Here is a 15303-nt window from a genome sequence, read left to right on the forward strand (position 1 = left end):
GGCCCGGGGATCACCTACCCAGCAGAGCCCGCGCGTGCCCCAGGAACCCCGCCAGCCCCACGTCGAACGCCCGGTCCGCCCGTCCCTCGCCCACCGCCGCGAGCACCTCCGCCAGCCGGGGCGTCGGGGTCCGATCCGTCAGCTCCCACATCGTCTCCGGGGCCGCGAGGTCCAGGGCCGAGCCCAGGACCAGGTTCTCCAGGGCGATGATCAGCGGCATCACCTCGGCCGGGGCGAAGCCCGCCGCCAGCAGGAGGGTCACCGCGCGCTCGTACTGCTCCAGGACCCGGGGCGCCCGCACGGGTGAGGTCATCAGCAGCGGGATCGCCTTCGGGTGGGCGGCGAAGGCCGCGCGGTAGGAGCGGGCCCAGGACTCCAGCGCCGTGTCCCAGGGGGCGAGGTCCAGCGTCCCGGGGTCGATCGCCTCGGCCACCCGCTCCCGCAGCAGCTCCACGATCCCTTCCCGGCCGTCCACATGGTGATACACCGAACCGGTCTGCGCCCCCAGCCGCTTCGCGATCTGCGGAACGCTGAACTCCCCCTGCTCGTCGACCAGTTGCAGCGCCGTCGTGGTGATGCGCTCGCGGTCGAGGAGCGGTGTGCGCGGCCGTCCCATGGTCTGCGGTCCCCCTTGAGGTCTTCCCGGATGCCCAGGAGGAGGCTACATTGCCGAAACCGAAACCCTTTAGGTTTACGGTCCCGGGTGCCATCCTTCCGCCCAGGGGCCGTCGGCCGACCCGCACGCCCGGAACCCTCCCCGTCCGCCGCGCCCGAAGGGCTTGCCCATGTCCGTCACCACCCCCGAGGAGAGAACGCCGGCCGCCACGGCGACTCTCCGCTCCGGTTCCCTCGGCAGCGCCGACATCGCGTTCTTCGTGGTGTCCGCCGCCGCCCCGCTCACCGTCATGGCCGGCGTCGCCCCGCTCGCGATCCTGCTCGGCGGCATCGGCGCCCCGGCCGGCTACCTCATCGCCGGTATCACCCTCGCGGTCTTCGCGGTCGGCTTCACCACCATGAGCCGCCATGTGAAGAGCGGCGGCGCCTTCTACGCCTACATCACCCGCGGCCTCGGCCGCCCCGCCGGCATCGGCGCCGCCCTGCTCGCCCTGATCGGCTACAACGGCATGGAGATCGGCGTCTACGGCCTCCTCGCCTCCGCCACCAGGGACACCCTGCACGCCGTGTTCGGCACCGGCGTCCCCTGGCTGCCGATCTCCCTCGTGGGCCTGCTCCTCATCGGCTACGGCGGCTTCCGCTCGATCGACTTCGGCGCCAGGCTGCTGGGCGTACTGCTCCTCGCCGAGACCGGCATCCTGGTGCTCCTCGCGGGAGGGGTGCTGGCCAAGGGCGGTGCGCACGGCCTGTCGGGCGCCTCCTTCGCCCCGGGCCACGTCCTGGTCTCCGGTACCGCGGTCGTCCTGGCCTTCGCCTTCGCCGCGTTCACCGGCTTCGAGTCGACCGTCATCTACCGCCGCGAGGCCCGCGACCCCAACCGCACCATCCCGCGTGCCACCTACGTGGCCGTGGCGTTCCTCGGTCTCTTCTACGCCTTCATCGTCTGGATCGTCATCCAGGCCTTCGGCAACGCCGACGTGATCGCGGCGGCCGCCAAGGACCCCGGCGGCCTGTTCTTCTCCGCCATCACCACCTACGTCGGCGGCTGGGCGGCCGACCTGATGCACGTCTTCATCGTCACCAGCGTCATCGCCTCGCTCCTCGCCTTCCACAACGCGATCAACCGGTACGCCCTCGCCCTCGCCGAGGAGGGCGTCCTGCCGAAGGCGCTGGGCCGCGTCCACGCCCGCCACCGCTCCCCGTACGTCGCCGGGATCGCCCAGACCGCCCTCGGCGCGGCCGTCGTCGTCGCCTTCTGGGCGGCCGGAGCCGACCCCTACCAGCAGCTGCTCCTATGGGTGAACACCCCCGGAATGATCGGTCTGTTCCTGCTTCAGCTGCTCGCCGCGATCGCCGTGCCCTGCTACTTCCGGCGGGTGAGCCACCAGGAGGGCGCCCTGCGCACGATCGTCGCGCCGGTGGTCGCGGCGGTGCTGCTCGCCACCGCGATAGGGCTCGTCATCACCCACATCGACCTGTTCACCGGCGCCTCGTCCACCGTCGACACCGTCCTGATCGTCACGGCCCCCGCCGTGTTCGTCGCGGGCCTGGTCCTGGCCTGGTGGCTGCGCCGCGAACGGCCCGAGGTGTACCGGGACTTCGCCGCCGAGCCCGCCGAATAGCCGTACGAGAAAAGGGAGTCCACCTCAGCCATGCTCGCCCCCGATCTGATCCTCACCGGCGCCGAGATCCGCACCCTCGACCCCGAACGTCCCTACGCCGGCGCCGTCGCCGTCCGTGACGGGGTGATCGCGGCGGTCGGCGACGAGGCGGACGTACCCGCGTGGCGCGGGCCCGGTACCGAGGTCGTGGCCCTGGAGGGGGCGCATCTCGTGCCCGGGCTCGTGGACGCGCACAGCCATCCCGTGTGGGGGCTGGACATGGCCACCGGGGTGGACCTGACGGGCGTGCGGGACCTGGCGGGACTGCGGGCCGCGCTCGCGGGGGCCGAGCGGATCGACGGGTGGGTCGTCGGATTCGGCCTCGACCACAACGCCTTCGAGGGGCGGCCGGTCGACCGGGCCCTCGTCGAGGACGTGACCGGCGCCGAGACCCCGGTCTTCCTCCGCCTCTACGACGGCCACTCCGCCCTCGCGACCGGCGCCGCGCTGGCCGCGGCGGGCGTCACCGGCCCGCGGGTCTTCGCCCAGCGCTCGGAGGTGGTCTGCGACGCCTCCGGGCGGCCCACCGGGCACCTCGTCGAGCACGCGGCGATGGACCTGCTCACGCGGGTGCTGCCCCGGCCCTCCTACGCGGCCCGCCGCGCCCGCTTGGTCGAACTGCTCACGGCGATGGCCACGACCGGCCTGACCGGGGCGCACGTCATGGACGCGGGGGACATGGAGCTGGTCGGCTCGGTCGCCCGGGAGACGGTGCTGCCCGTGCGGCTGCGGTTCGCCCCCTGGTGCATGCCCGGGGCGGACGCGGCCGCCCTGGAGGAACTGGTCGCGGTGCAGGGGCGCGGGGGCCGGCACTGGCGGGTCGACGGGGTGAAGTTCTTCATGGACGGCACCGTGGAGGGCGGCACCGCGTGGCTGGAGCACGCGGACTGCCACGGCCAGGGCACCGAGGCCTTCTGGCCGGACCCCGAGGCGTACGCGGCCGCCGTACGGCACCTGCACACCGCGGGCGTCCGCACCGCCACGCACGCCATCGGGGACGCCGCGGTACGGCATGTCCTGGACGTGGTGGCGGGGCTCGGCCCCGACGCCCGGGGCCGGCACCGCGTCGAGCACATCGAGACCGCGCCGGACGCGCTGCTGCCGCGGTTCGCCGAGCTCGGGGTGGCGGCCTCCCTGCAGCCGCCGCACACCGCGTACACCCGGGCCGACGGCACCGACGAGTGGTCCCGCCGCCTGGGCACCGCCCGCGCCGGGCACGCCTGGCGGCTGCGGGACCTGCGGGACGCGGGCGCGACGGTCGCCCTGGGCTCGGACTGGCCGATCGCCCACTACGATGTGCGGGCCGTCCTGGCGACGGCACGGGCGCCGAGGGGAGCGGCCTCCGCGCGGGTCGGCCTGACGGGTCTGGAAGCGCTGGAGGGCTGCACCAGCCACGCGGCGCGGGCGGCGGGGGAGGCGCGAGCGGCGGGGCGGATCGCCGTCGGGTACCGGGCCGACCTCACGGCCCTGGCCCTGGACCCCGTGAAGGCACCGGCGGACGAGGTGGCCGAGGCACCGGTACGACTGACGGTGACCGGAGGCCATGTGGTGCACCGAGCGAGCTGAACTACGCCTTCGCGGGCACTGGCCCGCTCTCCTCCGGCTTCGCCGGCACCGTCCTCGGCAGGGCGTACGGCAGCCTCCCGTACCACAGCCACGCCACCGCGAACCCGAACGCCAGGCAGAGCAGGCCGCCCACCGCGTCGAGCCAGAAGTGGTTCGCCGTCGCGACGATCACGATGAGCGTGGCCACCGGGTACAGCAGGCCCAGCACCCGCACCCACGGCACCTTGGCCAGCGCGAAGACGGTCAGTCCGCACCACAGGGACCAGCCGATGTGCATGGACGGCATCGCGGCGTACTGGTTGGACATGTGCTTGAGGTCGCCGGAGGCCATCGAACCCCAGGTCCGGTGGATCACGACGGTGTCGATGAAATGGCTGCCGTTCATCAGTCGCGGGGGCGCCAGCGGATACAGGTAGTAGCCGACCAGGGCCACACCCGTCGTCGCGAACAGCACCAGCCGGGTCGCCGCGTAGCGGCCGGGATGACTGCGGAACAGCCACACCAGCACACTCAGGGTCACGATGAAGTGCAGGGTGGCGTAGTAGTAGTTCATGCCGACGATCAGCCAGGACACCGAGTTCACCGTGTGGTTGACCGACTGTTCCATGGCGACGCCCAGCTCGTGCTCGGTCCTCCAGATCCAGTCGGCGTTGCGCAGCGCCTTGCCGCGCTGCTCCGGGACCGCGTTGCGGATGAGCGAGTACGTCCAGTAACTCACCGCGATCAGAAGGATCTCGAACCACAGGCGGGGCCGGCGGGGAGTGCGCAGCCGGCCCAGGAGGCGCGGGCTCGCGGGAGCCCCTTCTGCGGCCGTGGGGCAGTCCGGAACGGCCGCCTGCTCACGGTCTCCCAGACTGGTCACGGTCGAGTCACCCATGGGCACAGAGTCTGCCAGAAATGCCTTCCGCCACCGATCATCCCCCGGTTGGGTTCAGGTCGCACTTCCTACAACGCACGGACCCCCGCGCCTACTCCCGGAGTACCGACGAAACCCCGGATTCTCCGCCCTAGGGACGATTCCGGTCCCCAGGGGCCGAAGCGGTCGAACCCCGTACCACCAGCTCCGGCATGAACACGAACTCACTGTGGGGCGCGGGCGTTCCGCCGATCTCCTCCAGCAACGTGCGCACCGCCGCCTGCCCCATCGCGGGGACCGGCTTGCGGATCGTGGTCAGCGGCGGGTCCGTGAAGGCGATCAGCGGGGAGTCGTCGAAGCCGACCACCGAGATGTCCTTCGGAACGTCCAGACCGTGTTGCCGCGCCGCGCGTATCGCGCCGAGCGCCATCATGTCGCTGGCACACACGATCGCCGTGCAGTCACGGCCGATCAGCGCGGTGGCGGCGGCCTGACCGCCCTCCAGGGTGTAGAGCGAGTGCTGGACGAGGTCGTTCTCGATGGTCTCCGCGTTCAGACCGAGCTGGTCCTGCATCGCGCGCACGAACCCCTCGATCTTGCGCTGCACGGGCACGAACCGCTTCGGGCCGAGGGCGAGACCGATGCGCGTGTGCCCCAGCGACGCCAGATGCGTCACCGCCAGCGTCATCGCCGCGCGGTCGTCGGGGGAGATGAAGGGCGCCTGCACCTTGGGCGAGAAGCCGTCCACCAGGACGTACGGCACGCCCTGCGCGCGCAGGCGCTCGTAGCGCTCCATGTCGGCGGTGGTGTCGGCGTGCAGCCCCGAGACGTAGATGATGCCGGCGACCCCCCGGTCGACGAGCATCTCGGTCAGCTCGTCCTCGGTCGAGCCGCCCGGCGTCTGCGTGGCCAGCACCGGGGTGTAGCCCTGGCGGGTCAGCGCCTGCCCGATCACCTGTGCCAGGGCGGGGAATATCGGGTTCTCCAGCTCAGGGGTTATCAGCCCCACCAGACCCTCGCTGCGTTGCCGCAGCCGCACCGGACGCTCGTAGCCGAGCACGTCCAGTGCGGCCAGCACGGACTGGCGGGTGGTGGCGGCGACGCCGGGCTTCCCGTTGAGGACGCGGCTGACGGTCGCTTCGCTCACCCCCGCCTGAGCAGCGATGTCGGCAAGCCGTGTGGTCACGGCACCGGACTGTACCGGCCGTATCGTCATCGCGGTCCCTCTGTTCTGGTCGGTGCCCCTTGTCCCGCAAGGGGATGATTCCCGCGCCGGAGCCGGATGGCAAGAGCTTGCAGAGTCTTGCACAACCCGGCCGCGTCCCGCTCAGGCCTGGCGAACAAGGGTCTCGTGACGGTCGACACGGGGTCACGGCGGAGTAACTTCCGCATCCTCTTGCACTTTTTTTCTGCAAGGTCTTTCGCAACGCTTACAACGCTGTTACGTTCCCTGACGCCCGGCCGCCGCAACGGCGCAGTCGGCAACACAGCGGGAACGGCGGACGGGGCCGCTCCCGCACCACACGGGCTTAACCCTCAAGGAGAACTCATGCGGCGTGGCATAGCGGCCACCGCGCTGGTGGCGTCCCTCGCCCTCGCGGCGACGGCCTGCGGCGGAAGCGACAGCGGCAGCGACAAGAGCAGCGGGCCGGTCACCATCACCTGGTGGGACACCTCCAACGCCACCAATGAGGCGCCGACGTACAAGGCCCTGGTCAAGGAGTTCGAGGCCGCCAACAAGGACATCAAGGTCAAGTACGTCAACGTCCCCTTCGACCAGGCGCAGAACAAGTTCGACACCGCCGCCGGTTCCAAGGGCGCCCCGGACATCCTGCGTTCCGAGGTCGGCTGGACCCCCGCCTTCGCCAAGAAGGGCTACTTCCTGCCGCTGGACGGCACCGCGGCCCTCGCCGACAAGGACAAGTTCCAGTCCAGCCTGATCACGCAGGCCCAGTACCAGGGCAAGACCTACGGCGTCCCGCTGGTCACCGACACCCTCGCCCTCGTCTACAACAAGGCGCTGTTCAAGAAGGCCGGCATCACCGAGGCCCCCAAGACCTGGGACGAGCTCAAGGCCGACGCCGCCAAGGTCCAGGACAAGGCCAAGGTCGACGGCTACTGGGGCTCCACCCAGGCCTACTACGCCCAGAGCTTCCTCTACGGCGAGGGCACCGACACCGTCGACGCCTCCGCCAAGAAGATCACCGTGAACTCGCCCGCCGCGAAGAAGGCCTACGGCACCTGGCTGAGCCTCTTCTCCGGCAAGGGCCTGCACAAGGCCGACACCACCGCCGACGCCTACGCCCACATCCAGGACGCGTTCGTCAACGGCAAGGTCGCCTCGATCGTCCAGGGCCCCTGGGAGATCACGAACTTCTACAAGGGCTCGGCCTTCAAGGACAAGTCCAACCTCGGCATCGCCACCGTCCCGGCCGGCTCCACCGGCAAGGCGGGCGCCCCGACCGGCGGCCACAACCTGTCCGTCTACGCGGGCTCGGACTCGGCGCACCAGAAGGCGGCCCTGAAGTTCGTCAACTTCATGACCTCCGCCAAGTCGCAGACGGAGATCGCCCTGAAGAACTCCACGCTGCCCACCCGCGCCGACGCCTACACCTCCGAGGTCAAGGCCGACCCGGGCATCGCCGGCTACCAGGGCGTGCTGTCCGCCGCCCAGCCGCGGCCCGCGCTGCCCGAGTACAGCTCCCTGTGGGGTCCGCTGGACACCGAGCTGCCGAAGATCGCCGGTGGCAAGGAGTCCCTGGACAAGGGCCTGAGCAACGCCGAACTGGCCATCGCCAAGCTCGTGCCGGACTTCAGCAAGTAATGCCGAGCGGCCGTCGGATCCTCCTCCCCGGGGACGGATCCGACGGCCACCGGTCTGCGCCCAGCCTCTTCTCAGAGCCGTAGAACTTCCAGAAGGTGTCGAACATGACAGTCGCCATCGACCGCGCCACCGGCAAGCGCCGTGGCGAGCGCGGGCCGCGGCCCGGGCTGGGCCAGCGCCTCAAGCACAGCTACCAGAAGTACTGGTACGCGTACGCGATGATCACCCCGGTGGTGATCGTCCTCGGCGTCCTCGTGCTCTATCCCCTGGTATACGGCCTCTACCTGACGCTCACGGACGCCAACAGCCTCAACACCGCGCGCACGATCGGCGTCAACCACATCGACGCCACCTACAAGTTCATCGGCCTGGACAACTACAAGGACATCCTGTTCGGCCCGCTGTCCTACGACCGCTTCTGGTCGCACTTCATCTGGACGGTCGTGTGGACCGCCCTGTGCGTCGCCCTGCACTACAGCATCGGCCTCGGCTTCGCGCTGCTGCTCAACCAGAAGCTGCGCGGCCGCACCCTCTACCGGCTGCTGCTCATCGTGCCCTGGGCCGTGCCGACCTTCGTCACCGTCTTCGGCTGGCGGATCATGCTCTCCGACGGCGGCATCATCAACACCGCCCTCCACACACTGCACCTGCCGCAGCCGTCCTGGCTGGAGGACACCTTCTGGCAGCGCTTCGCCGCCATCGCGGTCAACACCTGGTGCGGTGTGCCGTTCATGATGGTCTCGCTGCTCGGCGGCCTGCAGTCCATCGACGCCTCACTGTACGAGGCCGCCGAGATGGACGGCGCGAGCGCCTGGCAGCGCTTCCGCTACGTCACCCTCCCGGGCCTGCGCTCGGTCAGCTCCACGGTCGTCCTGCTCGGCATCATCTGGACCTTCAACCAGTTCGCCGTCATCTTCCTGCTGTTCGGCCCGACCTCGGCCCCGGACGCTCAGATCCTCGTCACCTGGGCCTACTTCCTCGGCTTCGGACAGCAGCCGCGTGACTTCGCACAGTCGGCCGCCTACGGCATCCTGCTGCTGGCCATCCTGATCGTCTTCACCTCGTTCTACCGCCGCTGGCTGAACCGCAATGAGCAGCAGCTCGCGATCTGAGACAGGAGTTCCCATGAGTACGACCACTGTCCAGACCTCGTCCGCGGCGACCGACGACGGCCCGGCGCCGGCGGCCCCCCGCAAGATCCGCGGCCGCGGCGAGCGCGGCCTCGGCGCCTCGCTCGCCTCCCACGGCATCCTGATCGCCGGAAGCGTCGTCGCGCTCTTCCCGATCGCCTGGCTCGTCTTCCTCTCCCTCGGCCCCGACAAGGACGACTACCTCCACCCGGGTGGCATCTGGAAGAAGATGACGCTCGACAACTACTCGTTCGTCCTGAACCACACGAGCTTCTTCGACTGGCTGAAGAGCTCCCTGATCGTCTCGCTCGGCACCACCGTGCTCGGCGTCCTGGTCGCCGCCACCACCGGATACGCGGTCTCCCGCATGCGCTTCCCGGGCTACCGCAAGTTCATGTGGGTGCTTCTGCTCACCCAGATGTTCCCGGTCGCCGTCCTCATGGTGCCGATGTACCAGATCCTGGGCGACCTGGGACTCATCGACAGCTACCTCGGTCTCGTCCTCGTCTACTGCTCGACGGCGGTGCCGTACTGCGCCTGGCTGCTCAAGGGCTACTTCGACACCATCCCCTTCGAGATCGACGAGGCCGGCCGCGTCGACGGACTCAGCCCCTTCGGCACCTTCGCCCGGCTGATCCTGCCGCTCGCCAAGCCGGGCCTGGCGGTCGCCGCCTTCTACAGCTTCATCACCGCCTTCGGCGAGGTCGCCTTCGCCACCACGTTCATGCTGGACGACCAGAAGTACACGCTCGCCGTCGGCCTGCAGACCTTCATCAGCGAACACGACGCCCAGCGCAACCTGATGGCCGCGACCGCGGTACTGATCGCCATACCGGTCTCGGCGTTCTTCTACCTCGTGCAGAAGAACCTGGTGACCGGCCTCACCGCCGGCGGAACGAAGGGCTAGAACGCCGGTTCGGCAGCGCCCCGACAAAGGGTGCGAGGAACTGCGCGATCAGCCACGACGCCGCCGCACGCGACCCGAGACGGTCGCGGTGCCCATCCGACCCCGCAGTCACCGCGACCGTCTCGCCCCACCGGTGTAAGCACACCTGACCCCATGACCCTCCCCCACTCTCGAATCGGCTCGAGCGGGGGACCCCCACCCGTACCAAGGACGCCATGAGCCAGCAGCAATCCGTCATTGCCCCGGCCCCGTACCCCGCCGAAGCCAAGCGCACCGACTGGTGGCGCGACGCGGTGATCTACCAGGTCTACCCGCGCAGCTTCGCCGACAGCAACGGCGACGGCATGGGCGACCTGCAAGGCGTACGTTCCCGACTCCCGTACCTGCGCGACCTCGGCGTGGACGCCGTGTGGCTCAGCCCCTTCTACGCCTCCCCGCAGGCCGACGCCGGCTACGATGTGGCCGACTACCGCGCCGTGGACCCCATGTTCGGCAACCTCCTGGACGCCGACGCGCTGATCCGCGACGCCCGCGAGCTGGGCCTGCGGATCATCGTCGACCTGGTCCCGAACCACTCCTCCGACCAGCACGAGTGGTTCAAGCGAGCCCTGCGCGAGGGCCCCGGCTCCTCGCTGCGCGACCGCTACCACTTCCGCCCCGGCAAGGGTGCGAGCGGCGAACTCCCGCCCAACGACTGGGAGTCCATCTTCGGCGGCCCGGCGTGGACCCGCGTCACCGAGCCCGACGGCACCCCCGGCGAGTGGTACCTGCACCTCTTCGCCCCCGAGCAGCCCGACTTCAACTGGGACCACCCGGCGGTCGGCGACGAGTTCCGCTCCATCCTGCGGTTCTGGCTCGACATGGGCGTCGACGGCTTCCGTATCGACGTCGCGCACGGCCTGGTCAAGGCTGCGGGTCTGCCCGACCTCGGCGCCCACGACCAGCTGAAGCTGCTGGGCAACGATGTCATGCCGTTCTTCGACCAGGACGGCGTCCACGAGATCTACCGCCAGTGGCGCCTGATCCTGGACGAGTACAGCGGCGAGCGCATCTTCGTCGCGGAGGCCTGGACGCCGACCGTCGAGCGCACCGCCAACTACGTCCGCCCGGACGAGCTGCACCAGGCCTTCAACTTCCAGTACCTGGCCACCGCCTGGGACGCGGCCGAGCTCCGGGAGGTCATCGACCGCACCCTGGAGGCGATGCGGCCCGTGGGGGCTCCGTCCACCTGGGTGCTGTCCAACCACGACGTCACCCGGCACGCCACCCGCTTCGCCAACCCGCCCGGCCTCGGCACCCAGATCCGCCTGGCCGGCGACCGCGAACTCGGCCTGCGCCGGGCCCGGGCGGCGTCCCTGCTGATGCTGGCGCTGCCCGGATCGGCGTACGTCTACCAGGGCGAGGAACTCGGCCTCCCGGACGTCGTCGACCTCCCGGACGAGGTCCGCCAGGACCCCGCGTACTTCCGCGGCGCCGGCCAGGACGGCTTCCGTGACGGCTGCCGGGTGCCGATCCCGTGGACGCGGGAGGGATCGTCGTACGGCTTCGGCAGCGCCGGCAGCTGGCTCCCGCAGCCGGCCGGCTGGGGCGACCTGAGCGTGGAGGCGCAGACCGGCACCCCCGGCTCCACCCTGGAGCTCTACCGCGCCGCCCTCGCCACCCGCAGCGCCCACCCCGACCTCGGCGCGGGCGACTCGGTGGAGTGGCTCCGGGCCCCCGAGGGCGTCCTCGCCTTCCGGCGCGGCGAGTTCGTGTGCGTGGCCAACACGACCGGCGAGTCGGTGACCACCCCCACCTACGGCCGCGTCCTCCTCACCAGCGACGAGGTCACGAAGGCGGACGACGAGACGAAGATCCCGCCGGACACGACAACCTGGTTCACCACGGCCTGACCCGGCCCGGCGCCCGGCGCTGAAATTTCTTGCATCAACTTCACACGGCCCGCTGCCTTTTCAGGCAGCGGGCCTTTAACATCTCCGTCATCGCAAGTTGATTGAAAGTTTGCAGCAAAAACCTTCAACGGTGAAGGAACCCCACATGGCAGCACGCAGAATCGTTTCCACGGCCGTCGCCCTCTCCATGGGCGCCCTTGTCATGACCACGTCTACCGCGCAGGCCTCCCCGCCCGGCACCAAGGACGTCACCGCCGTCCTCTTCGAGTGGAACTTCGCCTCCGTCGCCAAGGAGTGCACCAACACCCTCGGTCCCGCGGGGTACGGCTACGTCCAGGTCTCCCCGCCCGCCGAGCACATACAGGGCTCGCAGTGGTGGACCTCGTACCAGCCGGTGAGCTACAAGATCGCGGGCCGGCTCGGCGACGCCACCGCCTTCAAGAACATGATCAACACCTGTCACGCGGCCGGTGTGAAGGTCGTAGTCGACACCGTCGTCAACCACATGGCCGCGGGCAGCGGCACCGGCACCGGCGGATCGTCGTACACGAAGTACAACTACCCCGGGCTGTACTCCTCGTACGACTTCGACGACTGCACCTCCCAGGTCTCCAACTACCAGGACCGCTGGAACGTCCAGCACTGCGAACTCGTCGGCCTGGCCGACCTGGACACGGGCGAGGAGTACGTCCGCGCCACCATCGCCGGCTATATGAACTCCCTCCTCGGCTACGGCGCCGACGGCTTCCGCATCGACGCCGCCAAGCACATCGACGCCGCCGACCTCGCCAACATCAAGTCCCGCCTGACCAACCCGAACGCCTACTGGAAGCAGGAGGTCATCTACGGCGCCGGTGAGGCCGTCCAGCCCACGGAGTACACGGGCAACGGGGACGTGCAGGAGTTCCGTTACGCCTACGACCTCAAGCGGGTCTTCAACAACGAGAACCTCGCCTACCTGAAGAACTACGGCGAGGGCTGGGGGTACATGAGCAGCTCGGTGGCGGGCGTCTTCGTGGACAACCACGACACCGAGCGCAACGGCTCGACCCTCAACTACAAGGACGGCGCCAACTACACCCTCGCCAACGTCTTCATGCTCGCCTGGCCCTACGGCGCCCCGGACATCAACTCCGGCTACGAGTGGTCGGACGCCGACGCCGGACCGCCCAACGGCGGCCAGGTGAACGCCTGCTGGCAGGACGGCTGGAAGTGCCAGCACGCCTGGCCCGAGATCATCCGCATGGTCGCCTTCCGCAACGCCACCCGCGGGCAGGCCGTCACGAACTGGTGGGACGACGGCAACGACGCCATCGCCTTCGGGCGCGGCGCCAAGGGCTTCGTGGCCATCAACCACGAGTCCGGCTCACTGAGCCGCACGTACCAGACCTCGCTGCCCGCCGGGACGTACTGCAACGTGCAGAACAACACGAGCGTGACGGTGAACTCCAGCGGACAGTTCACGGCGACGCTGGGCTCGAACACCGCCCTGGCGATCTACGCGGGCAAGTCGACCTGCTGACCGCACCCCGTACGACCGTCGCGGTCAGCGGGGGCGCGCTGACCGCGACGGTTCCGGCGAGGTCACTGGTGACCTACACCATCAGGCGGTGATCCCTCACTTCCAGGTGTCGCTGGTGGAGTACCCGGACGAACCGCCGGTTGTGTACGAGCGGTTCGTCCCGGACTCCCAGGTCACGTTCCCGGAGCCGTCCTTCTTGATGTACTTGTACGTGAAGGCCGTGCTCTTGGGCACGATCACCAGCTTGCTCCACGTCGGGTAGGACTCCGACGACAGCGGGATCGCGTCGGCGGTGTTCCAGGAGCCGAGGGAGGCGACGGAGCCGACGACGTAGACGTTGGTGCCCCAGTCGGTCGTGGCGTACTCGTTGAAGGTGACGTCGGTGGCGTCCGCGTCGGCCACGTTCCAGGAGTTGTTCAGGGAGATCGCCGAAGTCGTGGTCGTGGCCGACCTGTTGGCGTTGGACTCCCAGGTGACGTTCCCGGACGCGTCCTTCTTGATGTACTTGAAGGTGAACGACGTGTTGATCGGCACGCTCACCTCGCCCGACCACAGCGGGTACCCGGACGACGACAGCTTGACCGCCTTCGAGGTGTCCCAGCCGCCCAGCGCGGCGATCGAGCCGACGACGTAGACGTCGGAGCCGCTGGTCGTGGGGGCGTACTCCTTGAAGGTCGCGTTGACGGTGGAGCCGGAGGAGCCGGAGCCGCCGCCCGTGTCGCCGCAGCCCACCGTGCAGGTGTAGGAGGAGTTGTAGAAGGCGACCGCGCTCTTGGCGGGGACGGTGATCGAGGCGCTGCCGCCGGAGACGGTGACCTTGGTCGCCCCGCCGTCGACGACGTTGCTGTAGGTGCCGTCGGCCATGCCGGTGGTGAAGGTGTAAGTGGCGGACGAGGAGCCGTTGTTGAGAGCGAAGAAGCCCGCGCCCGAGCGGCCGAAGCCGATCACGTTCGACGACTTGGTCTGCCAGTCGGAGACCGCGGCCGTGGCCACCGCGTTGTGCCAGGCCACCATGCCGACCACGCCCGTGTCGCGGTCCAGGCAGTACCAGGAGCCGCTCGAGCAGTCCGTGTTGGTCACGAAGCCGGAGGAGTTGGGCGGGGCCTGGTCGCTCTGGGTCCACTCCCAGCTGGCGTAGACCGTGGGGGTCGACCACTTGTAGGCGAGCTGGAAGAGGTTGGCGAGCTTGTAGGTGCCGCCGTCCTTGTACGACATGTGCAGGCCGTTGCGCTCGGTGTCGTGGTTGGTCACGAAGGACACCGAGTCGGCCGCGGGGAGGATGCCGCTGCTCGCCAGGGAGGACAGGTCGCTCACGTTCCCCTGGAAGGCGGACTTCATCTTGCTCGCGTAGGTGAAGTCCAGGACGTCGCCGGAGGCGTAGTAGTCCGAGGGCTGCGGGGTCGAGCCCGGGTAGATCTCCTGGAAGACGTACGGCGCCGAACCCGCCGTGGTGCTGGTCAGCTTGGACTCGATGGCCGCAAGGTCGGCCTCGGGGATGTGCTTGGCCGCGTCCACCCGGAAGCCGTCGACGCCGAGCGCGAGCTGGGAGTTGAGGTAGTCGGCCAGGCCGGTGCGGACCGTGTCCGAGCCGGTCCTGAGGTCGGGCAGGCCGAGCAGTTCGCAGTTCTGGACCTGGGTGAGGTTGGAGTAGTCCTGGATGGTGAGGTCGGAGGTGGGGCAGTCCGAGGAGTCGTGGTAGTCGGCGCGGTTCCACTCCGGGGTGTCGTACTTGTTGGTGACCGTCGCGCCGTTGTAGCCGGTGCCGGTCTGGGCGGCGGTGTGGTTGATCACCGCGTCCGTGTAGACCTTGACGCCGGCCGCGTGGCAGGCGCTGATCATCGACGCGAACTTCGCCCGCGAGCCGAAGCGGCTGTTGAGGTCGTAGGAGTACGGCTGGTAGACGTCCCACCAGTAGTACGAGGACTGCTTGAGGGACTCGGCGGGCGGGGCCACCTGGACGGCGCCGTAGCCGGCCGGTCCCAGGACGTTCGTGCACTCCGAGGCGATGGAGTCCCAGTTCCATTCCCAGAGGTTGGCGATGACATCGCCCTTGGCGGTGGTGTCGGCGTGCGCGTCGGCGGCGGGCAGGGCGACGGCACCCGCGAGGGCCAGCGTGCCGGCGGCGACGGCCGTGGCCGTGCGCCGGAGGACACCCGGGGGTCGGTGTCTGCTCATGTGCGGCTCCGTTGAGGGGGTGTTGGTGTTTCAACCAGTGGTGAGCGTGGGGGAGTTGAGAAGGGCACGTCAAGATTGCAGTTGAAACTTCTTGCTGTGAATTTCAAGCCTCTTGCTGTAAACCTTTCGTCGGCGGTACGGTCACGCGGGGTCGG

At 69.4% G+C, this 15303-nt stretch carries 11 protein-coding genes; 7 read left to right on the forward strand and 4 right to left on the reverse strand.

Annotation, left to right across the window (positions count from 1 at the left end; translation table 11 throughout):
• Positions 1-10: 10 nt before the first annotated feature.
• A complete protein-coding gene (locus ACQF4J_RS32485) occupies positions 11-616 on the reverse strand; it encodes a TetR/AcrR family transcriptional regulator (RefSeq protein WP_427167459.1) in 606 nt (201 codons plus the stop codon).
• 169 nt (positions 617-785) lie between these two features.
• Here ACQF4J_RS32485 and ACQF4J_RS32490 point away from each other — a divergent pair, with 169 nt between their 5' ends.
• Together ACQF4J_RS32490 and ACQF4J_RS32495 are read left to right on the forward strand one after the other, a co-directional pair.
• A complete protein-coding gene (locus ACQF4J_RS32490; RefSeq protein WP_427167460.1) occupies positions 786-2237 on the forward strand; it encodes an APC family permease in 1452 nt (483 codons plus the stop codon).
• Between the two features lie 30 nt (positions 2238-2267).
• Complete coding sequence (locus ACQF4J_RS32495; RefSeq protein ID WP_427167461.1) at positions 2268-3842, forward strand: amidohydrolase; 1575 nt, start codon at positions 2268-2270, stop codon at positions 3840-3842.
• A 1-nt stretch (position 3843) separates the two neighbouring features.
• On the opposite strand, the gene ACQF4J_RS32500 is transcribed toward ACQF4J_RS32495, so the two are convergent.
• On the reverse strand, positions 3844-4719 hold the full coding sequence (locus ACQF4J_RS32500) for a phosphatase PAP2 family protein (RefSeq protein WP_351572568.1): 876 nt from the start codon (positions 4717-4719) through the stop codon (positions 3844-3846).
• Positions 4720-4849: 130 nt separating this feature from the next.
• A complete protein-coding gene (locus tag ACQF4J_RS32505) occupies positions 4850-5884 on the reverse strand; it encodes a LacI family DNA-binding transcriptional regulator (protein WP_200704136.1) in 1035 nt (344 codons plus the stop codon).
• Positions 5885-6247: 363 nt separating this feature from the next.
• Between ACQF4J_RS32505 and ACQF4J_RS32510 the strand changes: the two genes are divergently transcribed.
• From ACQF4J_RS32510 to ACQF4J_RS32530, 5 genes are all read left to right on the forward strand, one after another.
• Positions 6248-7522: an extracellular solute-binding protein gene (locus ACQF4J_RS32510; protein WP_351572572.1), complete on the forward strand. Its 1275-nt coding sequence runs from the start codon at positions 6248-6250 to the stop codon at positions 7520-7522.
• A 104-nt stretch (positions 7523-7626) separates the two neighbouring features.
• A complete protein-coding gene (locus ACQF4J_RS32515; protein ID WP_351572575.1) occupies positions 7627-8634 on the forward strand; it encodes a carbohydrate ABC transporter permease in 1008 nt (335 codons plus the stop codon).
• A gap of 13 nt (positions 8635-8647) precedes the next feature.
• Positions 8648-9559 (forward strand): sugar ABC transporter permease, encoded by a 912-nt coding sequence (locus ACQF4J_RS32520; protein WP_351572578.1) that lies wholly within the window; start codon positions 8648-8650, stop codon positions 9557-9559.
• A gap of 215 nt (positions 9560-9774) precedes the next feature.
• The gene (locus ACQF4J_RS32525) at positions 9775-11451 is read left to right on the forward strand and encodes a glycoside hydrolase family 13 protein (protein ID WP_351572581.1); all 1677 of its coding nucleotides are present in this window, start codon (positions 9775-9777) and stop codon (positions 11449-11451) included.
• Positions 11452-11596: 145 nt separating this feature from the next.
• Entirely contained in the window at positions 11597-12973 is a 1377-nt protein-coding gene (locus tag ACQF4J_RS32530; RefSeq protein WP_351799992.1) for an alpha-amylase, read from the forward strand.
• Positions 12974-13069: 96 nt separating this feature from the next.
• Here the strand turns inward: ACQF4J_RS32530 and ACQF4J_RS32535 are convergent, their stop codons facing one another.
• Positions 13070-15148, reverse strand: coding sequence for a carbohydrate-binding module family 20 domain-containing protein (locus ACQF4J_RS32535; protein WP_427167462.1), 2079 nt, complete (start codon positions 15146-15148; stop codon positions 13070-13072).
• Positions 15149-15303: the final 155 nt, after the last annotated feature.

This window comes from Streptomyces sp. C1-1 (assembly GCF_050214755.1).
Taxonomy (GTDB): Bacteria; Actinomycetota; Actinomycetes; order Streptomycetales; family Streptomycetaceae; genus Streptomyces.